This is a genomic window from Saccharopolyspora elongata (assembly GCF_004348985.1).
Classification (GTDB): domain Bacteria; phylum Actinomycetota; class Actinomycetes; order Mycobacteriales; family Pseudonocardiaceae; genus Saccharopolyspora; species Saccharopolyspora elongata.
Map to the genome: position 1 here is coordinate 38,948 of NZ_SMKW01000045.1, position 25,152 is coordinate 64,099.

20 protein-coding genes are annotated in these 25,152 nt (G+C 70.7%); 7 read left to right on the forward strand and 13 right to left on the reverse strand.

The features are described from left to right. The first annotated feature begins 153 nt into the window (after positions 1-153). A complete protein-coding gene (gene kstR, locus E1288_RS28760; RefSeq protein ID WP_132490427.1) occupies positions 154-762 on the forward strand; it encodes a cholesterol catabolism transcriptional regulator KstR in 609 nt (202 codons plus the stop codon). A gap of 42 nt (positions 763-804) precedes the next feature. Here the strand turns inward: kstR and E1288_RS28765 are convergent, their stop codons facing one another. The 6 genes from E1288_RS28765 to E1288_RS28790 form a co-directional block, all read right to left on the reverse strand. Then, on the reverse strand, positions 805-1,845 hold the full coding sequence (locus tag E1288_RS28765) for an MBL fold metallo-hydrolase (RefSeq protein ID WP_132490429.1): 1,041 nt from the start codon (positions 1,843-1,845) through the stop codon (positions 805-807). Between the two features lie 304 nt (positions 1,846-2,149). Next, a complete protein-coding gene (locus E1288_RS28770; protein WP_235883864.1) occupies positions 2,150-2,782 on the reverse strand; it encodes a TetR/AcrR family transcriptional regulator in 633 nt (210 codons plus the stop codon). 335 nt (positions 2,783-3,117) lie between these two features. Further along, positions 3,118-3,546: a MaoC family dehydratase gene (locus E1288_RS28775; RefSeq protein ID WP_132490433.1), complete on the reverse strand. Its 429-nt coding sequence runs from the start codon at positions 3,544-3,546 to the stop codon at positions 3,118-3,120. Positions 3,547-3,549: 3 nt separating this feature from the next. Then, positions 3,550-4,011, reverse strand: coding sequence for a MaoC family dehydratase N-terminal domain-containing protein (locus tag E1288_RS28780; RefSeq protein ID WP_132490435.1), 462 nt, complete (start codon positions 4,009-4,011; stop codon positions 3,550-3,552). A gap of 45 nt (positions 4,012-4,056) precedes the next feature. After that, entirely contained in the window at positions 4,057-5,220 is a 1,164-nt protein-coding gene (locus E1288_RS28785; RefSeq protein WP_132490437.1) for an acetyl-CoA C-acetyltransferase, read from the reverse strand. Between the two features lie 358 nt (positions 5,221-5,578). Beyond that, a complete protein-coding gene (locus E1288_RS28790; protein WP_132490439.1) occupies positions 5,579-6,418 on the reverse strand; it encodes an SAM-dependent methyltransferase in 840 nt (279 codons plus the stop codon). Positions 6,419-6,619: 201 nt separating this feature from the next. Between E1288_RS28790 and E1288_RS28795 the strand changes: the two genes are divergently transcribed. From E1288_RS28795 to E1288_RS28805, 3 genes are all read left to right on the forward strand, one after another. Then, positions 6,620-7,510, forward strand: coding sequence for a helix-turn-helix domain-containing protein (locus tag E1288_RS28795; RefSeq protein WP_132490441.1), 891 nt, complete (start codon positions 6,620-6,622; stop codon positions 7,508-7,510). Positions 7,511-7,620: 110 nt separating this feature from the next. After that, complete coding sequence (locus tag E1288_RS28800) at positions 7,621-7,854, forward strand: DUF397 domain-containing protein (protein ID WP_165968297.1); 234 nt, start codon at positions 7,621-7,623, stop codon at positions 7,852-7,854. Beyond that, on the forward strand, positions 7,838-8,161 hold the full coding sequence (locus tag E1288_RS28805; protein ID WP_132490443.1) for a hypothetical protein: 324 nt from the start codon (positions 7,838-7,840) through the stop codon (positions 8,159-8,161). Before E1288_RS28800 ends, E1288_RS28805 begins: the two co-directional genes overlap by 17 nt. A 66-nt stretch (positions 8,162-8,227) precedes the next feature. Here the strand turns inward: E1288_RS28805 and E1288_RS28810 are convergent, their stop codons facing one another. The 7 genes from E1288_RS28810 to E1288_RS28840 all read right to left on the reverse strand — a co-directional run bounded on the left by E1288_RS28810 (position 8,228) and on the right by E1288_RS28840 (position 20,974). Continuing rightward, complete coding sequence (locus E1288_RS28810) at positions 8,228-13,246, reverse strand: tetratricopeptide repeat protein (RefSeq protein ID WP_132490445.1); 5,019 nt, start codon at positions 13,244-13,246, stop codon at positions 8,228-8,230. Positions 13,247-13,670: 424 nt separating this feature from the next. Continuing rightward, on the reverse strand, positions 13,671-14,783 hold the full coding sequence (locus E1288_RS28815; protein ID WP_235883865.1) for a lysozyme: 1,113 nt from the start codon (positions 14,781-14,783) through the stop codon (positions 13,671-13,673). Positions 14,784-15,171: 388 nt separating this feature from the next. Then, positions 15,172-16,368 (reverse strand): alkyl sulfatase dimerization domain-containing protein, encoded by a 1,197-nt coding sequence (locus E1288_RS28820; RefSeq protein ID WP_132490448.1) that lies wholly within the window; start codon positions 16,366-16,368, stop codon positions 15,172-15,174. Next, positions 16,365-18,374 carry an acetate--CoA ligase family protein gene (locus tag E1288_RS28825; RefSeq protein ID WP_132490450.1) on the reverse strand — a complete coding sequence of 670 codons (2,010 nt, stop codon included), beginning with the start codon at positions 18,372-18,374 and terminating at the stop codon, positions 16,365-16,367. The genes E1288_RS28820 and E1288_RS28825 overlap by 4 nt, the downstream gene beginning before the upstream one ends. A gap of 83 nt (positions 18,375-18,457) precedes the next feature. Beyond that, positions 18,458-19,786, reverse strand: a complete 1,329-nt coding sequence (locus E1288_RS28830; RefSeq protein WP_132490452.1) for an MFS transporter — start codon at positions 19,784-19,786, stop codon at positions 18,458-18,460. Between the two features lie 155 nt (positions 19,787-19,941). Then, positions 19,942-20,544 carry a TetR/AcrR family transcriptional regulator gene (locus E1288_RS28835; RefSeq protein WP_132490454.1) on the reverse strand — a complete coding sequence of 201 codons (603 nt, stop codon included), beginning with the start codon at positions 20,542-20,544 and terminating at the stop codon, positions 19,942-19,944. Positions 20,545-20,656: 112 nt separating this feature from the next. Continuing rightward, the gene (locus E1288_RS28840) at positions 20,657-20,974 is read right to left on the reverse strand and encodes a hypothetical protein (RefSeq protein WP_207954604.1); all 318 of its coding nucleotides are present in this window, start codon (positions 20,972-20,974) and stop codon (positions 20,657-20,659) included. Positions 20,975-21,591: 617 nt separating this feature from the next. On the opposite strand from E1288_RS28840, the gene E1288_RS28845 reads away from it, so the two are divergent. The 3 genes from E1288_RS28845 (at position 21,592) to E1288_RS28855 (ending at position 24,930) form a co-directional block, all read left to right on the forward strand. Then, positions 21,592-22,902 carry a hypothetical protein gene (locus E1288_RS28845; protein WP_132490456.1) on the forward strand — a complete coding sequence of 437 codons (1,311 nt, stop codon included), beginning with the start codon at positions 21,592-21,594 and terminating at the stop codon, positions 22,900-22,902. A gap of 206 nt (positions 22,903-23,108) precedes the next feature. Beyond that, positions 23,109-23,486 (forward strand): hypothetical protein, encoded by a 378-nt coding sequence (locus tag E1288_RS28850; protein WP_207954601.1) that lies wholly within the window; start codon positions 23,109-23,111, stop codon positions 23,484-23,486. A 103-nt stretch (positions 23,487-23,589) separates the two neighbouring features. Then, a complete protein-coding gene (locus E1288_RS28855) occupies positions 23,590-24,930 on the forward strand; it encodes a hypothetical protein (protein ID WP_132490458.1) in 1,341 nt (446 codons plus the stop codon). Positions 24,931-25,152 lie beyond the last annotated feature (222 nt).

Genomic DNA, 25,152 nt, shown 5'->3' on the forward strand with positions numbered 1-25,152 from the left:
TCACACAGCCCGCGCCCGGCGGGCTGGGTAGACTGGAACATGTTTCGATCGAACCACGTCGATCACCTTAACCCGTCAGGGTGGTGCGGCGACGAGCCGCGTGGTGACCACCACGCGTTTCGACCAACGAGTCTTCGAGGGGACCGACGCTGCATGGCAAGCACCTCGCGGAATGTGCTGCAGGCGCTCCGGGACGACGAGACCGGTTCCACTGCCCAGCACGAACGCCGCAAGCGAATCATCGACGCCACCATCGCGCTGGCCACCAAGGGTGGCTACGACGCGGTCCAGATGCGCACCGTCGCGGAGAAGGCCGACGTGGCGCTGGGGACGCTGTACCGGTACTTCCCGTCCAAGATCCACCTGCTGGTGACCGGCCTGGCCAGAGAGTTCGAGCGGGCCCAGGACAAGATGGACCGCACGAAGATCCCCGGCGAAACGCCTTACGAGCGGGTCATGTTCGTGCTCAACCGCACCACCAAGACGCTGCAGCGCAACCCGCAGCTGACCGAGGCGATGACCCGCGCGTTCATGTTCGCCGACACCTCGGCGGCGGCCGAGGTCGACACCGTCGCGGCGCTGGTCGAGCGGTTCTTCACCAACGCCATGACCGTCGACGATCCCACCGACGAGGAGAAGGCGATCGCGCGGGTGATCGGCGACGTGTGGCTGTCCAACCTGGTGGCCTGGGTGACCCGCCGCGCATCCGCGTCCGACGTCTCCAACCGCCTGGAGCTCACCGTCCGCCTGCTGCTGGCGTGAGCCTTCCGGGGTCGCCCCGGAAGACCCGCGCCGGCGGTCGCGTCAGGCCTGGCCGGGCGCCGCGTACTCGACGATGCCGTCCGTCGCGGACGAGGTCAGGATTCCGCGGGTGACAAGGACATCCAGGTGCGCGTTGGTCTCGCCGACGGCCAGCACCTGGTTGAACAGGTCGAGGTCGAGCAGCTTGCGGTTGCGGCGGGTCCAGCCCAGACTCAGCGCGGCCTCGTACGCGGTGCCCGCCCCGTCGCGGATCGCCTCGGCCGTCTGGTCCAGCCGTTCCTCGTGGTGCTGCAGCAGTTCCGCGGCCCGGGTGTGCGAACTCCCGCCCGTCGGGCCGTGCGCCGGCAGCAGCCGCATGTCCGGGTAGGACTGCATCAGGCGCAGCGAGTCCAGGTACTCGCCCAGCGGGAGGTCGGCGCGCGCCGGTTCGACGCCGATGGACGGCGTGATGTGCGGCAGGATGTGGTCGCCGGAGAACATCAGCGACGACTCGGAATCCAGGAACACCACGTGACCCCGGGTGTGCCCCGGCGTCGGCACGGCGAGCAGGGTCCGGGCCTGCAGGGGGATCTCGACCTTGCCCTCCAGCCACTCGTCCGGGAGTTCGTAGCTGCTGCGGGACTTCGGCGCCTTGCCGCCGTACGCCTCGGCGAGCTTGACGAGCAGGTCGTCCGCGCCCCAGCGCCGCAGCCGCTCGGCCTCGGCTTCCTGCCGGTTGGCCAGCAGCGCCTCCACGGAGGGCTGTTCGCCCGCGCCGAGGCTGATCCGGGAGCCGAAGTTGCGGCGCAGCGCGACGGCGAGCGTGTAGTGGTCGCGGTGGGCGTGGGTGACCAGGAAGCGCTGCACGTCCTCGAAGCCGTAGCCGAGCTCGCCGAGCGCGGATTCGAGCTGGTCGCGGGCTTCGTCCAGGGCCCAGCCGGAGTCGATGAGCACCAGTCCGTCGCTGTCTTCGATGGCGTAGACGTTGACCGCGCGCAGCCCGTCGTTGGGCAGCGGCAGCGGAATCCGGTGCACGCCCGGCGCCACCTCGAACACCCCCGAGTTGATCCAGGCGTGCCGTGCTTCTGCCGCACCGTCGTTCACCGTTGACCTCCAGCCGTCCGCAGCACACTGCTCCCGCGAGGATAACCCGGGCCTCTGCGGCGCGGAGAAGCTTCCCCGTTCCTCGAAACCTGGGCGAAACAGTTCGGCCGTTCAGGGCTCGTGAGCGTTTTGGAGCGCTACAGCAGCCCAAAACGCTCACGAGTCATCACACGCGAAACTGCAGAGCACCGAAGTGTCCATTGGGGACGGCACTCAATGGACGAATCCCGGCAACCCTGTACGATTAGCATCCAATTTGGACATTCATAATCCGGTGCCACGACGGGCGAATGCGACCCTACCGTCACTCCCGCAACACGATGCCGCCACAGAGGATCTTGATGTACTGATCCGCGATGCCGTCCGCGGTGAGCGTTCCACTCGGGTCGTACCAATGCACCGCCGTCCACACCATGTCGCGGATGAAGCGGTAGGTCACCTTGGGATCGAGGTCCTCGCGGAACACCCCGGCGCTCCGGCCGTCCTGCAGCACGCGGGTCCAGACCCGCTCGAAGTCCTCGGCCGCCTGCTGCAGGTAGCCGAACCGCTCGAACCCGCCGAGGTACTTCGACTCGTTCTGGAAGATCGCGATCGCCGCCCGGTACTGCCGCATCGCGCCGAAGGACCGCCGGATGAGCTCGATGATCGCGGCGCGCGGGTCGCTCGCCTCGCGCAGCACCTGCTCGTTGGTCTCGCGCTGGGCGTCGAGGAACTCGCGCAGGATCTCGTCGACCATCGACTCCTTGGAGTCGAAGTGGTGGTACAGGCTGCCGGAGAGGATCCCGGCAGCGTCGGCGATGTCCCGCACGGTGGTGGCGAGGAAACCTCGGATGGCGAACAGCTCGCCGGCGATGGCCAGCAGTTCGGCCCGCCGCCCGGAACCACCGGAATCCCGCGCCGCGCGGCTGCGGGCGGTCAAGCGCTTGGTCGAAGCCACGACGCCATCTTCGCAGAACTCCCCCGACCGCACCGCCGGAGGTGGGCGATTTCGCAAGAAGTCGACGGCCATCCGGCTGCGGTCGCGCTCATGATCGGCGCGACCGTCATCACCATCACCCAGGCCCAGGGCCAGATCGTGCTGGTGGCCTTCCCGGCCGTAACGCTGCTCGTCGTCGCCATCATCGCCTGAGGACGGCGCGAAAGCACCGCCCGGATGCTGCGGCGACTCACCGGCCGCGCGGAGCGCGACCATGCACGTCAGGCGGCCCTGGCCGAATGACGCAGAGGCGCCTGTCCTCGTTGCTGGACAACGGGAACAGGAACCGCGCCGGGTCAGGCGAGCTGGACGACGGCCCTGGCCTTGGCCAGGACGTCGACTCCCCCGGAGGTGGCCGCGAGCTCGATCACGGCCTGCTTGTCGCCGAGCTTCTCCGCCACCCGGCCCGCGACCACGACCTCGACTCCTTCGTCGTCGTCCGGGACCACGACCGGCTTCGCGAAGCGGACGCCGTACTCCAGCACCGCGCCCGGGTCTCCCACCCAGTCTGTGACCAGCCGCGCCGCCTCCGCCATCGTGAGCATGCCGTGCGCGATCACGTCCGGCAGCCCCGCCTGCTTGGCGACCCGCTCGTTCCAGTGGATCACGTTGAAGTCACCGGAAGCCCCGCAGTACTTCACCAGCGTCAGCCGGTGGATCGGATAGCGCTCGGGGCCGATCTCGGTGCCGACCTCGACGTCGTCGTAGCGCACGCTCGCCGGCATGCCTCACTCCCCTCCGGCCGCGGTGCCCCGCGACACGATGACGTTCACCGCGGTGCACACCAGCTCGCCGGCACCATCGCGGATGTCGGTCTCGATGCGCACCAGCTCGTTGCGCCCGGCGTCGCGGATCTCCGCGATCCGGCCCGTCGCGGTGAGCACGTCACCGGCCCGGATCGGCCGCCGGTAGCGGAATTCCTGCTCGCCGTGCACGACCATCCGGTAGTTGAGGCCGAACTCGGGGCGCCGGATCGGGTTGTCCGACGACGCGGCGCCGGCCGCGACGATGCCGAAGGTCGGCGGCGCGATCACGTCGGGATGCCCGAGCGCGCGAGCGGCATCCGGGCTGCGGTAGGCCGGGTTGGCATCGCCGATGGCGTCGGCGAACTCGCGGATCTTGCCGCGCGTCACCTCGTACGGTTCGCCGGAACCGAAGGTATGCCCGACGAATTCCCGGTTGATGGCCATGAAACTCCTCCCACGCCGCCGAAATCCGTGCGCCCGCGGTGCCCGTCAGCCGAGGCGCTCGATGATCGTCACGTTCGCCGTGCCCCCGCCTTCGCACATCGTCTGCAGTCCGTAGCGGCCGCCCGTGCGCTCCAGTTCCGCCAGCATCGTCGTCATCAGCTTCGTCCCGGTCGCGCCCAGGGGATGCCCCAGGGCGATCGCGCCGCCGTTGGGGTTGACCCGAGCCGGGTCGATGTCGATCTCCTTCAGCCAGGCCAGCACCACGCTCGCGAAGGCCTCGTTGATCTCCACCACGTCGATGTCCGAGGCGCTCAGCCCGGCCTTCGCCAGCGCGTGCCGGGTCGCCGGAATCGGCGCCGACAGCATGAAGACCGGATCGTCGCCGCGCACGCTCATGTGGTGGATGCGCGCCCGCGGCGTCAGGCCGTGGTCGGCGACGGCCCGCTCGGAGGCGACCAGCAGCGCCGAGGCCCCGTCGGAGATCTGGCTGGCCAGCCCGGCGGTGATGCGGCCGCCCTCGCGCAGCGCTTTGAGCCCTTCGAGCTTCTCCTTGCTGGTGTCGCGGCGCGGACCTTCATCGCGCTCGACACCCGCTATCGGCGCGAGTTCCTCGTCGAACCGGCCCGCGTCGATCGCCTCGATCGCCCGCCGGTGGCTGGTCAGCGCGAACTCCTCCATGTCCGAACGGGAGATGTCCCACTTCTCGGCCATCAGCTCGGCACCGCGGAATTGCGTCACCTCCACGTCGCCGTAGCGGTCCTGCCAGCCAGCGGAACCGGAGTTCGGGCCGTAGGCGACCGGGAATCCGAGCTCCGCACCGCCCAGCAGCGCGCTGCCGATCGGGATGGCGCTCATGTTCTGCACGCCGCCGGCGATCACCAGCTCGGCCGTGCCACTGAGCACCGCCTGGGCGGCGAAGTGCACCGCCTGCTGGGAAGAACCGCACTGACGGTCGATCGTCACGCCCGGGACGTGCTCCGGGAATCCGGCCGCAAGCCACCCGGTGCGGCCGATGTTGCCCGCCTGCGCGCCGACCGCGTCGACGCATCCCCACACCACGTCGTCGACCGCCGACGGGTCGATCCCGGTGCGGGCCACCAGGTTCCGGAGCACGTGCGCGGACAGGTCGGCCGGGTGGATGCCGCTGAGCCCCCCGCCGCGCCGGCCCACCGGGGTCCGCGCCGCATCGATGATGTACGCCTCCGCCATGACCGTCCCTCCGTCGCAGGCACCGGTCGGCTGATCCGGGCGAGGCGCCGGCCGGGCAGGCTCGATCCGCTGGACACCAGCGGCAGCCGGAGTCTAACCGAACAAGCAAGTGTTTGGTAGGAAGCGGACGGGGTGAACCTCGGTTCCCGTTCTTGAACTTGGCTTTGTTCTTCAAGCGGCGAAGCCGCTTAGCCCACCCTCGCAACTTGCACCGCCGCGGGTTCTCAGGCGTCGCCTGGCGAGACAGCCTCGACGCCGCGTAATTGGTCATACGTAAGTCGGGGCTCCCACAGTCCAGGCGACGTCTGAGGTTCCGCCACCCGCACCGCCACGCAAATCGAGTCCGGCGACAGTTGTTTCAGGGTTTGCGGGCCACTGCTCCTGCGATGCAGTGCTGCACCGGGTAGAGCGGGTTGAGCCTCGGGCCGGTCGGCCACCAGTCCGCGCACTCCACCAGGCCCGGGTCGATGAACTCCAGGCCCGGGAACATCGCCGCGATCTCGTCACGGGTGCGGAACACCCCGGTGCCCATCGGGCTGTGCAGGAACGCCTGCTCCATCCGCCGGGCCAGCTCGTTGTACTCCTCGGTCTCCGGATCGAGGAAGTGGCTGATGGCCACGTAGGACCCCGATGGCAGCGCGTCGATGTACTCCCGCATGATGTCGGCCGGTGGTCGCTCGCCGTCGTAGTGGTGCAGCGTGCCCAGCTGGAACAGCGCGACCGGTTCCGAGAAGTCCAGGTGCCGGTTGACGATCTCGTCCTGCAGGATCCGCGCCGGTTCGAAGATGTCGGCGGGGCTGAAGTGGGTCTGCGAGTTCTCCTCCAGCAACGCGCGACCGTGGGCGAGGACCACGGGGTCGTTGTCCACGTAGACCACCCGCGACTCCGGCTTGATCCGCTGCACCACCTGGTGGGTGTTCTCCGCGGTGGGCAGGCCCGATCCGCAGTCGAGGTACTGCGTGACCCCCGTTTCCGCGGCGATGAACCGGCTGACCCGGATCAGGAACTGGCGGTTGTCCCAGGCCAGCTGCGCGGCCTCCGGCGTGACCTCCCGGACGCGCCGGAAGACCTCGCGGTCCACCTCGTAGTTGTCCTTCCCGCCGAGGAAAGCGTCGTAAACGCGGGCGATGCTGGCCTTGCTGGTGTCGATGTGGACCGGGGTCGCTTCACCGTCGGAAGCAGTGAGGTCGGCTGCCATGGTGTCCTCGCTTACGGGTGGCGTCGGGTGCCTCGGGGTTGCACAGCGTACGAGCTTCGTTTCGGGGAGTAAACGTCCGGCGTGCTAAGAATGTGAGGTCTCGCAAGTCGATCTTGACCCGAACGAGTGGATCGATCGGTGCGGGTGCATCCACCGCGGCGGTGCGAGAATCGGGCGGAAATTCGACCAGGAGGTGCGGCGATGGCTCGGGAAGCGGGATCCGCCGACGGCGACGCGGCCGGACCGGACGGCAGCCCGACTGCCCGGCGCATCATCCTGGGCGCGCAGCTGCGCCGGCTGCGGGAGGCCGCGGAGATCCTGCCCGCCGAGGCCGCCTACGCCATCCGCGGCTCGGAATCCAAGATCAGCCGGATGGAACTGGGCCGGGTCGGGTTCAAGGAACGCGACGTCGCGGACCTGCTCACGATGTACGGCGTGACCGATCCGACGGAGCGGGAGCACTTCCTCCGGCTGGTCTCCGAATCCAGGCAGCCCGGCTGGTGGAACCGGTACGTGGAGGCAATGCCGCAGTGGTTCCAGGACTACGTCGGGCTCGAAGGGGTCGCCGCCCGGATCCAGACCTACGAGCTGCAGTTCGTGCCGGGTCTGCTGCAGACCGAGGCCTACGCGATGGCGATCGCGAGCTCGGGCCACCCGAAGCTGGCCGATGACGAGACCCGGCGCCGGGTCTCGCTGCGCATGAAGCGGCAGCGACTGCTCGCCCGCCCGGACGCGCCCCGGCTCTGGGCGGTCATCGACGAATCCGTGCTGCACCGGCCGATCGGCGGCGCCGCCGTGCTCCGCGCGCAGATCGACCACCTGCTGGAGATGACCAAGCTGCCGAACATCGCGCTGCAGGTGGTGCCGTTCTCGCTCAGCGGGTACGCGGCGGAGGGCTCGTTCACCATGCTCCGCTTCAACGAGCCCGAACTGCCGGACGTGGTCTACCTGGAGCACCTGGGCGGCGCGCTGTACCTGGACAAGCGGGAGGAGATCGAGTGGTACGGCAGGACACTCGATCGACTGATGGTGGACGCCCGCACTCCGGAGCAAACCCGCCAATTGCTGCGAAAAGCCCGCGAAATGCTCTGACGCCGAAATAGTTCGAGTACGCACAGTGATCGCGCGTGCGCGCAGCGCTGTGGTACGGTCCGGCGCAATGGCGAATGCAATTGCATGTGCAGTCGACCGAGGGAGATCTGATGAACGGTCAGTTCGAGGTCCCGGTCTCCGCGCTGGGCGAGGTGACCTGGCAGAAGTCGCGCCACAGCGGTAAGTGGGGCAACTGCGTAGAGGTCGCGGCCCTGGACGACGGCACCATCGCGATGCGCCAGTCTCGCCAGGTACACGGCACCGCGCTGATCTACACCCGAGCCGAGCTGGCCGCTTTCGTGCGCGGCGCCAAGGATGGTGAGTTCGATGACCTCGTCAGTTGAAGTTGAGGACCAGGACGCTTCCAGTATCCGCCTGCGCAAGCTGGTGGCGCGGGGCTTCCGGCTGATGCCGCCGGTGCGCGACACCGACGGCGAGCTCATGGCGTTGATCTACGTGCGCCCGCACGCCGACATCGTCGACGTGGTCGAGCTCCGCGGCGAAGACGACGTCCGCGCCGCGCGGGTTTCCCGCGGGGCCGACTTCCGGGACGACCGGGCCGAGGCGCAGTGGCGCACGGCCGGTTCGGCGTGCGACGTGCTCGACCAGGTCCTCGCGCTCCCGGAACGCCTCATCACGGTGCGCGCCTGACCTTCGGTTTCCCGCGCTCGTGACTGTTCTGGTCCACCAAGGCGGACCAGAGCAGTCACGAGTCCGCTACGCGCCCAGCTCGGTCAGTAGTTTCGTGGCTTGGTCGGCGAAGGACGGGTCCTCGGTGCGCACCGCCCGGTTCAGGAGTTCGCGCGCCTGCTGGACTTCGCCGCGCCGGTAGCGGATCTCGCCGACCCGGTAGGCGGCCTCGGCGATGAGTTCCGGGTCTTCGGTGCTCGCCAGGGTGTACTCGTAGTGCCGGACCGCCTCGGCGTGATCTTCGCGCCAGTAGTGCATTTCCGCGAGGTGAGCGGCGGCGAGCGCGGCGTTGGGATGCCCCAGATCGATCAGCGCCTGGAACCACGGCGCCGCGGCGGCGATGTCGCGGCGGCGCTTGGCGATCACCCCGAGGTTCATCGCCGCCTTCGCGGACAGCTCCGCGTCGTCGGATTCCCACGCCCGGAGACTCCAGTCGTGGGCCTCCGCGTAGTCCTCGATGTGGAAGGCCATCGACGCCAGCTCCAGCAGCGCCTCCCCGGCGTAGCGGTCCTCCGGCGCGGACTCGATCAGCCGCAGGTAGGTCTGCCGGGCCTGGTCAAGATCGCCGTCCTGGCGCAGGGATTGCGCCAGCGCGTAGGTGGCCATCGGCGAGAACCGGTCGTCGGCGCTGCCCGCCGCTTCGCGGAACGCCTCGATCGCCCCGGCGGTGTCGCCCTCCTCGCGCCGCTTGAGGCCGAGCATCGCCTTCATCGCCGGAGCCAGCACGCCGTCGTGGCTCCGCATGAGTTCCTCGGCGGCGGCCGGGTCGTCGTCCTTGAGCAGTTCGACCAGCCGGTACTTCGCCATCGCTGCGCGGTTTTCGTCGCCGGTGGCGAGCACTCGCTCGTACGCCTGCCGCGCGCCCGCCGAGTCGCCGCGCAGCTGCAGCGCCTCGCCCAGCGCGAGCACCGCCTCCGGCGCGGGCTCCGGGGCGCCGATCTCCACCGCGCACCGCAGGTAGATCAGCGCGGCCTCGTGGTCCGCTGCCTCCAGGAACTCCACGCCGGTCTCGTGGGCCCATTCCGCGACGTGGGATTCGGGCACCACTTCGGCGAGCCGGCGCAGGGTGTTCGCGGCGCCGAGGTGATCGCCCGCGGCGCGCTGCCCGTCGAGCACGACGCGGACGTTGTTCAGCGCGTCCTCGGCCATGTCGTCGTCGGAGGTGCAGGACGCGGTCTTGACGAAAGCGGCTACGGCACCGGCGAAATCGTCCGCTTCGTAGCGGATCAGGCCCAGCCCGAACTCGCCGCGCGCCGCGACGTCGGGCTCGTCGCTGCGGCTGACCCGCTCGAACTGGATTCGCGCCGCGTCCCGGTCTCCTTGCGACAGCAGCAGTTCGCCGAGCCGCCCGCGCACGGCGTCGGAATGCCCGGGCACCCCGAGTTCCGCGGCTTCGCCGAACCAGCGGATGGCCTCGGCCGGGTCCTCGGCGCGCTCGCCGAGCAGGCCCATCGCGATGATCGCCGTTTTCGGATCGGTCGAACCCGCGGCCCGGCGCAGCAGTTCTAACGCCTCGTCGGTCGTTTCGCCGAGTTGCTCGATGCGGTGGTGCAGCACCGTCCCGAACTGCTCGGGGGTTTCGGCGGCTTCCTCGGCCCGGTCCCAGATCTCGTGTGCCTCGGCGACCTCCCCGGCGGCGAGGTGCAGGTGGCCGAGCAGCACGCCCGCGTCCACCGCCCAGATGCCGGAGCCTGCGGCGATCGCGTGCCGGCACGCGGATTTCGCGCCTTCCTGGTCGTGCAGCCGGGTCAGCAGCTGGGCCAGCAGCACACCGGCCTTCGCGGTGGCCTCCGGTTCGTCGGCGGAGCTCGCGCGGCGGTACCAGGCCAGCGCCAGCGCGTGCTCCCGCTCGCCTTCGGCGAGTTCCCCGAGCGCGATCTGGGCGTTCGGCACCAGCGCGGGATGCCCGTGGTCGGCGACCATCCGGAAGAACTCCCGGGCCGCCGGGTCGTCGTTGTTCGCCAGCGCCCGGCCGAAGTCCAGCCCGAGCTCGGAGCAGGTCTGCAGGTCGTCGCCGAAGGCGCCGGACAGGATCGACGCCGCGGTTGCCGGGTCGCTCCAGGACGCGCACCAGTAGTCGGCGACGCGCGCCGAGCCGAAGTGCTCGCGGATCGCCGCCCGGGCGCCCTCGACGTCGCCGTCCTGGATCAGCCGGAATCCCCGCTGCTCGGCGGTTTCGACGCCCATCTGCTGGTACACGTACGGCGTGACATCGGGATCGCCGAACTCCAGCGCCCGCTCGTAGGCGTCCTTCGCGCCCGCTTCGTCGCCGCTGTCCCGGAGCAGGTTGCCCAGGTCCAGCGCGGCCTGGGCCTGGACATCCGGCACGCCCGAGGCGATCACGCGCTCGAACGTTTCCCTCGCACGCTCGATTTCTCCGCGCCGGGAATGCAGAACAGCGATGCTGGCGGTGGCGTGGGCGGCTTCGACGCGGGTTCCCACCGACTCCGCGCGGCGGAACGCCTCCATCGCGCCGTCGGTGTCGTCCCGCTCGAAGCGGAGGGCGCCCAGCTTCAGGGCGGCGTTCACGGTGTTGGCGGTGTCGCCCGCGGCGACCTCGTCCAGCAGCGCATCGGCGCGGTCGAGCTCTCCCCGGTCCTGCAGCAGATCCGCCAGGCTGCACTTCGCGACCGCGGCTTCGTCGTCGTCCGTGCTCCGGGCCGCGTGCTCCCACGCCTCGACCGCTCCGTCGATGTCGCCCCTCTCGTTGCGCAGTGCGCCGAGGAAGAGCCAGCCCTGCTGGACCCGTTCCGGGTGGCCGGCCTCGACCACCAGCCGCAACGCCCAGTCGGTGAACTCGGCGACGCCCCGGCCCTGGTACCGGTGCGCCAGGTTCAGGCACAGCTGCGTGGCCGTGTAGTGGGGCTTCTCGTCGTCGGTCAGCGCGAGGAAGCTCGCCCGCGCGGCATCCAGTTCCTGCCGGATGGCGTGCATGCCGAAGGCCGCGACCGGCGCGGCGGCGGAGGTGGAGTCGGCCGCCTTGGTGAACAGCTCCAGCGCCGACTCCAGGTCGTCCGCCTCGACAAGTTCCTCACCGAGCAGGAACGCCGCCCGCGGACCGAACTCGGGGTGGCTGCCGGCCGCGGTGCGGCGGTAGAGGTCCAGCAGCTCGTCGTGCCGGTCCCAGGTGCGGTACATCAGCGCGAGCTTCCCGAACACCTCGCCCAGCACGATGGGGTGCCCGGTGGCCGCCGCGGTCTCGAACGCCGCGATGGCGCCTTCGAGATCTCCCTGGTCCAGCAGCAGATCGCCGAGCTCGGACGCCGCCCACGGCCGCAGCGCGGGATGTCCTTCGCCGACGACCCGGTGCAGCATCCGCAGCCCGTCCGCCAGCCGCTGCTCCCGCACGAGCCAGCGGGCCAGCAGGTGACCGGCCTTCGTCCAGACCAGCCGGTTCGGCGATTCGGCCAGCCCGGTGAGCATCTCCACCGCTTCCGGCACGTCGGTGGTCATCACGTGCTCGGCCCTGATCACCGCCGCCAGGTCGCGGGCCTCCGGCTCCGCGCCGGCGATGAGCCCGTCGATCATGCTGCCGTCGCCGTGCTCGAACTGCAGCAGCGCTTGCAGCACCGGCTGCGCGGCCGGTTCGTCGAGCAGCGCGTGGCGGAACGCGCCGTCCTGCGCCAGCGATCCTTCGTCGGAGGTCGCGGCCCAGCGCAGCGCCCGCCGCGCCCGGTCGGGCTCGCCCGCGGTCGCCTCCACCAGGCCGAGCGAGTTGGCCGCCATCACCGACCAGATGCGCACGTCCATCTCGATGACCTGCTGGTACGCGGCTCGCGCGGCGGCGACATCGCCCGCCGCGGCCGCCTCGCGGGCGCGCTGCGCGAGTTGCTTGGCGTCGCCGCCTTCCGGGGCTTCCTGCGCGTCGATCACGTCCATCATGGACAGTGCCAGCTCGGCCTGGTGCGCGACGTGCGGGTCGGCGGCGTCGGCGGCCTTCCGGAACGCCTCGGCGGCGGCCGCCTGGTCACCGTGCTCGTAGAGCAGGACGCCCATGTTGTACGCAGCCAACGGCGACTTCTCCGGATGCCCGGAATCGGCCACCTTGCCGAACGTCTCGACGGCTCCGACGATGTCGCCCCTGTCGCGCTGCAACTCGGCGAGCACGCCGAGAGCCTCGGTCGAGTAGCGCGGGTGGCGGGTGTTGATCACCCGCTGGTAGATCTCGCGGGCCTGGTCGGTCCGGCCGAGTTCGCGGTGCACCATCCCCAGGTGGATCAGCGCGTGCAACCGCACGTCGGGGCGCGGGTCGTCGGCGGCCTGCCGGAACGCGTCGGCCGCACCGGGCAGGTCGGCCAGGTCCTCCAGCACGCCACCGAGCAGCACGTAGCCCCAGCCGAGGTGCTCGGGATGGCGGTAGGCGATCATCCGCTCGGCCATCCGGCGCGCCGTCGCGGAGTCGTCGACGTGCAGCGCGTACAGCTTCGCCGCGCCCAGCGATCCGTACTTCGGATGCCCGCTGTCCAGCAGCCGCAGCAGGATCGGCTCGGCGTCGTGATCCCGGCCCTGGTCCAGCAGCAGGCACGCCTGCTCGTAGGCGACCTGGAGGTATTCGTCGGCGGACCGCTCGCCGGGGCCCGGCAGGTCCAGCTCCTGGGCGAGCTCGACCACGGCGGGATCGTTGCAGGTCAGGGCGCGGTCGCGGGCCTCGCGGGCGCCCTCGGTGTCGCCGAGCATGTGCAGCACCTGCGCCAGCAGGGCGTTGGCGCGCCCGGCCGCGTCCGGGTCGGCGCCGTCGGCGGAGAAGTGCAGGACCGCCTGGGCGGCGGTCAGATCGTCGGCGTCGAAGAGCAGCAGGCCCAGCGAGATCGCGGCCGTCTGGGCGTAGATCGGGTGCCCGGAGTCCAGCGCCCGCTGGTACATCGCGCGGGCACCGGCGGCGTCGTCGCGCTCGTCGAGCAGACCGCCGAGCAGGCACGCCGCGTGCACGGCGCTATCGAAGTCGCCGTCGTCGAGGACGGCCCGCAACTCGTGCTCGGCGGCGGCGTGATCACCGCTGATCCACAGCTGCCGAGCCCGGGTGACCCGCTGTTCCCAGAGTGACATGCCGTGCCTCCGATCAGGTGATCATCGATCGCGGCGAGGATATCGGTCCGGCGCCCGGGCTTCGGGCGAATCCCCTCCATCCGGGGCACGACGAAGATCACCCATCGCGACAGCAACCCGAGGCCGGGCTCATGCGTCCCACGACGCCGCACATCCGTCCACACAGGACTCCGGGTCGTCGGCCATCCGAAGCGAACGGCCTGTCCATCCCGATAGACGAGATAAACGGTCCGTTCACCTCGAACGCCCAACACCGGTACGCACGACCAGCGACGAGCGAACGGACCGTTCACCTCAATAGACGAGACGAACAGGCCGTTCACTCGAGGCCGCGTCGCTGCGTCATGGCGGGCGCACGAAAAGGAGCGGGCCGCCCGCTTGCGCGGACGGCCCGCTCCCGTCGAAATTCCGGCGAACGCCGGGGTCAGCCGGCCAGCTGCTTGAGCCGCTCGAAGCCCTGCTGGTACTGGTTCAGGTCCGTGCTGCCGCCGATGCCGGCGACCTTGCCCTTGTCGGTGTACTGCCAGAAGTCCCAGTCGGAGAAGCCGCCGGGAACCGCCGGGCTGTCCACTTCGTAGGAGGCCAGCCACAGCGGGTGGCCGGCGAAGGTGTCGGTGCCGCCCATGCACTGCCGCCAGAACGACGGGTTGGCGTAGATGATCGGCTCCTTGCCGGTGCGCTCCTTGACCTTGTCGTTGAAGGTCTTGGTCCACAGCTGCATTTCGGACACGGACAGGCCGTAGCAGCCGCCGCTGTTCGGGTCCACTTCCAGGTCCAGCACCGGCGGCAGGGTCTTGCCGTCGGACTGGTAGTCGGCGGTGTTCAGGAACCGCTCGGCCTGCACCTCGGCCGAGGACGAACCCGGCCGCGCGAAGTGGTAGGCGCCCGCGATCAGGCCGGCGTCCTTGGCGCCGTGGTATTGCTCGCTGTAGCGCGGGTTGGTGAAGCTGGTGCCGTCGGTGGCCAGCACGAAGGTGAACTTCTTGCCGTCGGCCGCGACCTGGCGCCAGTCGATGTCGCCGTTGTGGTTGGACACGTCGATGCCCTCGACCGGCGGGCCCAGCGGGGCCTCCGGAGCCGGCTGCGCCTGCGGGGCGGGCGCGGCCTGGGGAGCCGGGTCCTGGGCCTGGGGAGCAGGGGCCTGGGCGGCCTGCTCGGGAGCGGCCTGGGCCTGCTGCTGCTGGATCGGGGCTTCCACTGCGGCCTCGTGGACCTCGGTCTCGGTCGGGCCGGAGGTCGCGCTGCCGATCACTAGGCTCACCACGCCGACTGCGGCGACGGCGGCGCCCACCTGCATGGACCGGGTCCGCGGCGCCCGCCGCACGGACTCGGGGAGCTTGTCGACGTGCGGCGCAACCCTCTCCCGGAGACGCCGCACCACGGGTGCTTCCTGAATTCGCTGCAGCAGCGGTGCGAGCCACTGCAGGACGCGCTGGATCAGCGGAGCGAGCCACTCGCCGACGCGGTGCGCCGCCGGCCGCACGCGATCCACTGCCGTGCGCAGGGCCTGGTCGTCACGCAGCGCAGCGGAACGCAACCCGCGGTCAGTCGCCTCGTTCGGGGTGGAGGCGTGATCGTTGTTTTCGGGGGATCTTGGTTGGTCGGAGGATTCGGGGTTCACGAGTCACCACACTCCAGCACGGAGCGTGTGCGTGCATCGCGGTTTGTACGTACGCGAGTACCTGGATTAACCCCATCGGGCTACGCCCACCGCTTGATCCGTCACGATTTGTGACTGTGCGGCGTTCGGCGGCAGCAGACTAGCGGCTCAGCTCACAAGCCCCGGCCCCGCGGGTCGACAACCCCGCGGGGCGCGGTTGCCAGGTGGGGTTATCGGTGGCCTTGCGCCACGACACCAGCGTTCGTGAGCGTTTTGGACCGCCAGAGCGATCCAAAACACTCACGACGCCGCGACCAGCCGCGCGCTAGATCCGGTACAGGCTCCGGGACACGTAGCTCGAGGTTTGCTTCGCCCGCAGCTCGCACAGCTCCGCCTTCAGCTCGCGGGCCTCGACGACCTCCGGCTTGTCCCCCGGCGCCAGCGCGAGCAGGTCGATCACGTGCAGCGCCTGCTGCACCTCCCCCGCGTCGCGCAGCTCGCGGGCCCGGGCCAGGACCGCCGCCTGGTCCGTGATCGCGTCCGCGACGGCTGCCGCGGCGACGTCGGGGCGGGACGGGTGCAAGTTGGTCGGGTTGAAGTCCCACCAGCCGGTCTCGGACCGCACGATGTCCCGGACCACGTAGTCGCGGTGCCCGTAGGTCTCGGCCATCCACGGCTGCTCGAACAGCTCCGCCGGGTAGTCGAGGTCGTGCAGGATCTCGCCGACCACCATGCCCTTGTTCAGCCGCGCCACCACTTCGGCGCGCAGCCAGCGCAGGGCCCGCGCGGTCCCGGTGAGCATCTCCCCGACCTGCTCGCGCCGCGGCTTGCCCCACTCCGGCACCACCACGGAAGGGTTCAGCGCCGCGAACCGGTCGAGGGTGTCGGCCCAGCGCACGGGGTCGCGGAGGGTTCGCAGCGGCGTGCCGACGTTCGGGATGGATTCGATCAACGCCGCGCTGCCGTAGAGGATGCGCTCCTGCGGCAGCCACACCGCCGTCACGTCGTCGGTCTCCGACGGCGCCCAGAGCAGCTGCACCACGCGGCCGGTGGTGCCGAGCGTCAGCGACTCGGCGTAGGTCTGGTCCGGGAACGTCTGCGGGGGTACCGCCGGGAAGTCCTCCTTGGCGCGGCGGAACTGCATCGAGTTGAGGTGGGACTGCAGCCCGCCCGTCTCGGCGTACCGGCGGTAGCGGCGGACCACGTTCTCGTGCGCGATGATCGTCGGCCGCGGGTCGCCGCGGCGTTCGGCGTCGGCGAGGAACCCGGCAACGCCGTAGTTGTAGCCCATGTGCCCGTGGCTGTAGGCGATCCAGCGGATCGGGGCGTCGGTGTGCTGCCGCAGGTCGGCGAGCGCGTCCGGGACCAGCTTCGGGCTCGGCCCGGTGTCGACCACCAGCAGCCCCTGCTCGGTTTCGACGATGAAGCTGTTGCCCTGCAATCCCAGCTGGTAGATCCCCGGGGCGACGACCTGGGTCGGCCGGCGCTTCTCGAGCGGGTTGCGTTCGGCGGTGTCGGTCATGCTTCCTCCGATACGACGATGAGCGAGTCGACGGCGACGGGCGCGCCGTCCGTCGTCAGCAGCAGCGGGTTGATGTCGAGTTCGGCGAGCGCCGGTACCCGCACGACGAGCTCGCCGAGCCGGGCCAGCACCGCAGCGAACTCCACAGTGGACAGTTGTGGCGCCGCGTCGGCGAGGGCTCGTGCGATCGCCCCGGGACGCGCGGGCAGGCGGAGCACCTGGCGCGCCAGTCCCTCCTCCTCGACGCGCGAGCCGCCTGGCCCGATCAGCAGCGCGGGCCCGTAGTGCGGATCGCGCACCGCCCCGACGGCGATCTCGCCCTGGTGCGCGAGCTGCGGCTGGATCACCGCGCGTGCCCCGGCGAGGCCCAGTTCTCCTGCCCTGGCAAGCAGTTCCGCGCAAGTCCCGGAGACGTCCGACGCCGCGACGCCCAGCTTGACCAGGCCGAGGCGAGCTCGGTGCGGTGCGTCCGGCGAGTCGATCTTCACGACGTACCGATCGGCGGGCGGCAGGTCTTCGCCCGCGACGGCCGTGTCCACGTAGCGCACGCCGAGTTCGCGCAGCACCTCGCGGGCATCGATCTCGGTGACCACGCCGGTGTGCGGCTTCAGCAGCTCCACCGCCGCCGACACGTCCTGCTCACCGATCTCGACGTCCAGCTGCGCCGGGCGGATCACGCCGGGCAGCGCCCGGATCAGCCCCGCGATGCTCGGGTACACCACCCCGGGCGGCGTGCCGACCAGCGCGCCCGGCGGCGGGCACGCCCACACCAGCCAGCTCGGCGAGTCCAGGGCGGCGATCTTCTCGGCGAGGTCCCGGTACAGCTCCGGGAACAGGTCGCCGAAGGTGAAGCAGCAGACGACGCCGTCCACCTCGGGATCCTCGTCGAGCAGCGCGAGCAGCTGCCCGAACGCGTCGGAGCTGCGGTAGAACTGCCCGCCGAGGTCGATCGGGTTGTCGGTCGACGCGACGCCCGCGAGCTCCAGCTCCTCGATTCGGTCCCGGGTCTTCCCGCTCAGCGGCCGGACTTCCGCGCCGAGCGCGGCCAGCCGGTCGGCGATGATCGCCCCGGCGCCGCCCGACATCGACAGCACTGCGATGTTCGGTCGCGGCGGCAGCGACACCTCGCGTTGCAGCGCGACTACGAGGTCGGCGAACGACTCGTCGTCCTCGGCCACCACGATTCCCGCGTCCCGGCACAGCGCGTCGAACAGCAGCTGGTCCCCGGCCACGGCCGCGGTGTGCGAGAGCGTCGCGCGCTGCCCGGCCTCGCTGGCGCCGGCCTTGAGCACCACGATGCGCTTGCCGAGTTCGACCGCCCGCCTGCCGAGCCGCTCCAGCGCCTCCGGGTCGCGGATCTGCTCGACGTACAGCCCGAGCACCCGCACGTCGGGGCGTTCGACGAGGTAGCCGCCGATGTCGGTGACCTCCAGGCAGGCTTCGTTGCCGACGCTGGCGTAATAGGTGAAGCCGACGCCGCGGGCGTCGAGCAGGCTGGCCAGCACGAAGCCGACCGCACCGCTCTGCGACACCAGTGACACCGGGCCGGGCGGCGGCGCGGGCCGCGCCACGTACGCGGTGGTCGTCACGTTCGCCGAGGCGGGCTTGCTGATCACGCCGAGGCAGTTCGGGCCGAGCACCGGCATGTCCCCGGCCGCCTCGCGCAACCGCTGCTGCCGCTCCCGGCCGTCGGCGCCGTCCTCGGCGAATCCGGACGAGAACAGCACGACGGCTCCGACGCCACCGCGCCGCGCTCGCTCGATCACCTCGATGGCGGCCTCGGCCGGCACGGCCACGACCAGGACATCCAGCAGCTTCCCGGATTCCGCCAGGTCGTCGAGGATCGGCAGGTCCACGTCGCGGTTGCGGGGCTCCACGGCGTACAGCTCGCCGCCGAACCCGCCGGAGCGCAGGATCTCCACCACCCGGCTCCCCCACGAACCGGGCCGGGCGGACAGCCCGATCACCCCGATCGCCTTGGGGAAGAACAACGAATCCAGCGGCATGCTGCCTCCTCCTGCTCTGCAGAGGTCGTTTTGACGTGGTGGCGCGGTTGGCGATTTCGCGCGAGATCGCCGCGCAGAACCGCTCACGAGCGGTCAGCTGCGGCCGGTAGCAGGCCGAGGCGGCGGGCGTCGCGCTCGGGGTTCACGACCAGCACCGCGAGCAGGCCGCCGACGATCATCAGCCCGGCGCACAGGCCGAACGCGGTCTGGAATCCCGTCCCGCCCGAACCGGCCGCCTGGACGAGCGCGCCGGTCACGGCGGGTGCGAACACCCCGGCCAGGGTCACCAGCGCCGTCTTCGACGCGATCACCGCCCCGCGCTTGCGGACCGGCGCGATCTGCGCGGCGGTCAGGTAGCCCAGCGGGAACGCCACGCTCGGCAACCCGAACGCCAGCGTCATCAGCACCAGAGCGGCGACGCCACTGGTGTGCGGCAGGAGCAGCATGCAGCCGCCCGCGAAGGTGACGGCCAGCCCGGCGACGACACCGCGAGCCACCCGGCCGGTGGCACCGCGGCGCATCCAGCGCCCGGACAGCCACGGGACGACCAGCATCACCAGCGCGTTCAGCACGTTCGGGATCACCACGACGACGCCGATCTGGTGCGGCTCGTACCCGAGCGCCTTCTCCAGGTACATCGGCAGCCAGGCGGTGTTCATCGCCAGCGCCCAGTACGCGCCGACCCCGGCCAGCAGGCCGCCGACGAAGGTGCCGTTGAAGAACAGCTTCCGGTACGGCACCTCCAGCTCGCCGCCCGCCTGCACGACACCGTGCTGCCCGGCGTCATAGGTGGTCAGCGGGCCTTCGCGGCCGATGAACGCCCACAGCACCACCCACACCACACCGGCCAGCGCCAACGCGACGAACGCCGCCCGCCAGCCGTGGTTGGTGATCAGGTAGACCAGCGTCGGCGACGCGATGACCAGGCCCAGCGCGCCGCCCATCTGCGTCAGCGCCGTGGGCACCGACCGGCGGTCCTCCGGGAACCACTTCTGCACGGCGTGCACGACCATCGGCGCGGTCGGCCCTTCGGCCGCGCCGAGCGCGATCCGGCTCAGGTACAGGGTGGAGACGCTGGCCGCGAGCAGCAGCGGCACCGAGGTCAGCGACCACAGCACCGCCAGGATGCCCAGGATCCAGGTCGTCTTGACCCGGTTCGACAGGAAGCCGACCAGCACCGCGGACAGGCTGAACAGCAGGTAGAAGCTGCTGGCCACGGCGCCGTACTCGGCGGCGCTGAGCCCGAGCTCCCGCATGATCGGCCCGGCCGCGAGCCCGAGCACCGCCTTGTCGCCGAAGTTGATCACCATCAGGGTGACGACCATCGCCACGACCAGCCAGGCCCGCACGCTCCCGGGCTGCGTCTGGCGCGTGCCGCTGCCGGCCAACTCGGTGGTCTGGGGAACCGCCAATGGACTCGCCTCCTCGCGGCGGCGGCCTCAACGGCGAGGCCGCACCGACCCACAGAGGAAAGCGCGTGTTTAACGTTTCGTCAATCCTATGAAGACGGATTTTCCCTCAGCAGCAAGCTCTTTCCCGATCTACTCGGACATTCTGAACAGGTAATTCAGGGCTTCTCGGGCGCCTGCGGCCCCAGCCGTTCGGCGACCGCGAGCATCCGCTCGTCCAGTTCGCGCACGCCGATGCCGAACTCCTTGGCCAGCTGCGTGCGCGACATCGCATACCCGAGCGACAGCGAAACCAGCATCGCGTGCAGCGCCACCGGATCGATCTCCGAATCCAGCGCACCCTCGGCCTGGTCCTGCTTCAACCGCTGCTGCGTGCGCGGCAGGTCGGGCATCAACCGCAGCGTCGAGTCGCCGTCCAGCACCAGCAGCGCGACCAGCCGGTACATCGACACGTACCGGATGCAGCCGCGCAGCACGTGCTTCATCCGGTCGCCGAAGCCCATCGGCTCGTCCTGCACCCGCGCGCTCATGATCCGCTGCCGCACGTTGTGCCGCAGCGCCGCGCGCAGCAGATCGCGCCGCGAGCCGAAGTAGTGGTACACCAGCGCCCGGTTCACGCCGGCGTGATCGGCGACCTCGCGCAAGTTGAGACCCTTGAGCACGCCGTCCCGGGCCAGCAGTTCCAGCGCCGCCCGTTCCAGGGAGCGCGCGGTCTGCTCGCTGTCCATCGACGCGCCGCCCGGCGTCCGCGACTTAGCCATCCGCGTACCGTACTCAAGCCCCGGCCGCGGAACTTGATCACCGCACGGGATCAGACGGCAAGCGGCGGACCCGCGAGAACTACGCGGGCCCGCCGATGCAGCCGGGGGTGGATCACCACCACACGTTGCCGCCACCCATGCCGCCGATGCCGCCACCGCCCCAGCCGTCGCCGCCGAAGCCGTTGCCGCCGTGACCACCCGGGCCACCGATGCCGGCGTGCCCGACGTCGGCCGCGCCGTCGCCACCATCGCCGCCGTCGCCGCCGCCGGTACCGCCACCGGTACCGCCGCCGTCGCCGCCGTCGCCGCCGTTGATCACGACGGGGCCGCCGGTGGGCGCGAACGCGGACATGACCGTGCGTGCGGGCAGGAACTCCACGCGCTGCTCGCCGAGCTCCTCCGAGCTCAACAGTTCATCCTTGTCGAACACCTGATCCTCCTCGGTCCGGAAAAATTGGGCTCGGAATCCAGTGGAGATCGATGCCCGAACAAGGTCCAAACCCCCAGATCCCCGTTCCAATGCCCAGATTAGTCGGCATCAGCACGGAGGGTAGGGGCAGTCGCAATGCCGCGCAGCCCGAAAACCTCCGCCAGCCCGGGCGACCATGCCGTAAAACCCCGACCAATATCCATAAACATACACACCACCTGCATAAACGGAGTCCACGACCTCCAGGCAATATCAAATGTAATCGGGTCGAGATCCTTTTCTTCAAACAGCGCTGTCGCACTCCCGTTTGCCTTTCTCCGGCAAAAATCAACTCACAAAAAACACCGCGTCGCGTAATACCCGACGACCGATCACGTCGGACGAAATCCGATAAGGCAAACTCACCAGAACGAAATAGTTCGCATTCCGCACGACGAGAAGATCACCGCCCCCGCACCAAGATCAGATTCGCGGCGCGCCGAACGGCGACGGCATGCGAGCGGGTCCCCCGCAACTCGAAATCACCCTTTCGAATTCAGCGAGTCAGTAGTTCTTTCGCCTCGAACTCTGCCACCGTTTGGCCCAGCCATGATCACACTTGGTTAGGAGTTGCGTCGATGAGTAACCGTCCACGTCGGGCCGTTCCCGCCGAGGTGCCGAGCGCCTTCGGCGGCGGCCACAACCCCGGAACGCGATGGCCGCTGCCCGGCGCCGCCGTGCTCGCCGCGGCGTTCAGCCTCATCGCGGTCCAGCCGGCCGACGCCGCCGCCCCCTCCTGCACCCGGGCCGACAACGGTTCCGGGGTGAACATCTTCTGCAGTCGGGGAATCCCGGCCGGGATGACGGTCGACGGCACCGAGGGCAACGACCGGATCGTGCTCACCGGCGCGCTGGCGGGCACCATCAACGCCGGCGGTGGCGACGACACGATCATCATCACCGGCCGCAGCGGCGGCAACGGCGGCAAGGGCGGCAACGGCTACCTCAGCGGGGCCCGCAGCGACCGGGACATCGACGGCACCAACGGCGGTCAGCCCGGCGGCGGCACCGGGGGTTCCGTCGGCCTGAACGGCACCGACGCCAGGAGCAGCGCCCGAGCCGGAGGCAGCGCGGGCAAGGGTGGTCCCGGCGGCATCGGCGGTCCTGCCGTGGCGGAAACCGGCCTGATCAACGCCGGGCAGGGCGACGACACGGTCACCATTACCGGCGGCACCGGTGGAAACGGCGGGGAGGGCGGCAACGGCGGCCCAGGCAGCGCCAACCCGGCCGACGCACGCGGTGGAGAGGGCGGCAACGGCGGCCAGGGCGGCACCGGCAACCTCGGCCGCATCTATCCCGGCGAGGGCAACAACACGATCACCATCACCGGCGGGAACAACGGCGACGGCGGCACGGGCGGCCGCGGCGGGCCCGGCACCGCGGCCACCCGGAGCGGCAACGGCGGTGTCGGCGGCACCGGCGGCGGTGGCCGCCTCGCCGCCAACGGCCCCGGCGGCGTCGGCAACGGCCCGACCGGCACGGTCGTCAGCACCGGTGACGACGACATCACCGTGCAGGGCGGCAAGGGCGGCCGGGGCGGCAACGGCGGCAAGGGCGGCGACGGCCAGCCGAGCGCCACCAGCTCCCGCGCGGGCGTCGACGTGGAAGGCGACGGCGGGGCCGGCGGAATCGGCGGCAGCGGCGGGGCCGCCAACGTCGGCAAGATCATGTCCGAGAACGGTGGCCGGTCTGCGGTCCACGTCCTTGAGGGCCCCGGCGGCGACGGCGGCAGCGGTGGCGATGGCGGCGACGGCAGCGGCATGGGCAGCACGGCCGGGCTGCAGGGCCAGGGCGGCCTCAACGCCATCGCGGGCACCGGCGGAGTCGGCGGCACCGGCGGGGCAGGCGGCCGCATCGGCACCGATGAGGCGGCTCGCCGGAACTCCTGATGAACGCCCCGAACCGACTGCGGCGGATCAGATCACCGCCCGTCCCGACGAGATGCACCCCGTGGGAGTGAATCAAAGTGCAGCGGGCGTCCGGTGCTTCTAGGTTCTGGCCCGTGCGCCGGGATCGTGCCGCAGCGGCGCTCCAGCGGGGCGGCCGAACTCCGGTTTTCCCCTGTGAATCCCCTCGAATTGTGAAGGAGCACCAGATGCCACAGACCTCTCGGTCGCTGAGCGCTGCCGAACTGGACGACCAGCGTGTCGAGTTCCTGCCGGCGCGCACGGTCATGTCGACGTTCTGGCTCCCTTGGAGCGGCACCGACGTCCTGGCCCCGTACTACCCGCCCGCGCACACCCACACCGTGAACGGCGACGCCGACGTCATCACCACCGGTGACATCACCGGCGGCACCGGCGGACAAGGCGGCGGCAACGGCGGCGGCCAAGGTGGCGGCAACGGCGGCAGTGGTGGCGACGGCGGCACCGGCGGTGACGGCGGCGACGGCGGCGATGGCGGCAACGGCATCGGCGGCAACGGCATCGGCGGACCCGGCATCGGCGGCGACGGCGGCGGCAACGTGGGCTGACGCCGCGGATCGTCAGACAGCACCACCACCGGCGGGCGCGACCTCCCCCACCAGCGAGGATGTCGCGCCCGTCGGCCACGTTCGGACCAGATCAGGAGTCGCGATGGCCGCCCCGCACCAGGCCGGGTCGCCCCCGGCGGACGAGGACGTAGCGCACCTGCCGGTGCCCGCGCTCGTGGCGGGCACTGAGCTGATCGGCCGCTACCAGGGCTCCGGCCACCGCGAGGCGCCGTACCTGGTGCGCCGCCGCGACGGGCAGGTCCTCCAGCTCTCGCACCTGCTGTACCTGGCGGCGGCGGGGCTCGACGGGCGCCGCAGCTTCGCGGAACTCGCCGCGCGACTCAGCGGTGAATCGGAGCGCGCCATCACCGCCGGGCAGGTGTTCTTCCTCGTCGAGAACCGGTTGCGGCCCGCCGGGATCGTGGCCGTTTCGGAATCCGGCGCGCCGCCGGAGAAGATCCCGAAGGGGCGGGATCGGTTGCTGGCGCTGAAGTTCCGCGTCGCACTGGTGCCGGAGCGCACCGTGGCGGTCATCGCCCGGATCTTCCAGCCGCTGTTCTGGCCGCCGGTGGTGATCGCCGTCCTCGCGGCCTTCGTCTTCGCCGATGTCCGGCTGGCCGTCAACGGCGGCGCCGAACAGGTCGTCGCGGGCGCGAAGGAGCTGCTCAACCGGCCGGAGCAGATGCTGCTGGTGCTGGGCGTGCTGATCGTGTCCGGGATGTTCCACGAGTGCGGTCATGTCGCCGCCTGCCGCTACGGCGGCGCGCGGCCGGGCGCGATGGGCGTGGGCATCTACCTGGTGTGGCCGGCGATGTACAGCACGGTCACCGATTCCTACCGGCTCAGCCGCGGCGGCCGGCTGCGCACGGATCTCGGCGGCATCTACTTCAACGTGATCGCGATGCTCGTCATGATCGCCGCCTACGCGCCGACCGGTTCGGCGTGGCTGCTGGCCGCGTTCCTGGCGTGGCAGGCGACCACCTTCTGGCAGCTCCTGCCGTCGGTCCGCTTCGACGGTTACTACATCCTGAGCGATCTGGTTGGCGTGCCCGACCTGTTCGACCGGATGGGGCCGGTCCTGCGCAGCCTGCTCCCGGGCCGCCGCCCGCATCCCCGCGTGCAGGAGCTCAAGCCGTGGGTCCGCCGGGTGATCACGGTGTGGGTCGTGCTGGTGATCCCGTTCATGGCGTACTGGATCATCGCCTTCCTGCTCCTCGCGCCGCACGTGCTGCCCACCGTGTGGCAAGCGCTGGTGCTCCAGTGGAACGGCGTGGGCGCCTCGGTGCGGGCGGGCGACCTGGCTGCGGCAGCGGTCGGCGTGCTCCGGCTCGCTCTGCTGGTGCTGCCGTGGGCGGGCCTCGCGCTGGTGCTCACCAACCTGACCCGCCAGCTCGTGCGCGCGATCCGCAGGTGGCGGGCGCGCCGGGTGTCCGCCTCGCGGTAGGTCCCGGCGCCGGAGGACGGCGTTTTCGCGCGAAACCGGCGTTTCCCCTGAGGCGAGGCGCCGGTTTCGCGCGAAAACGCCACCGTCACCCAGACGCGCACCCCGGGTGATCGCGCGGTCTCGGTGGGCGACGTTCCGACACGCCGATGTGAGTGCCGACGTTGCGCGCGGGCGGTGTCCGGCAGAATGCTCGGTCGGATCTGGCGAAGATCGCAGAGAAGG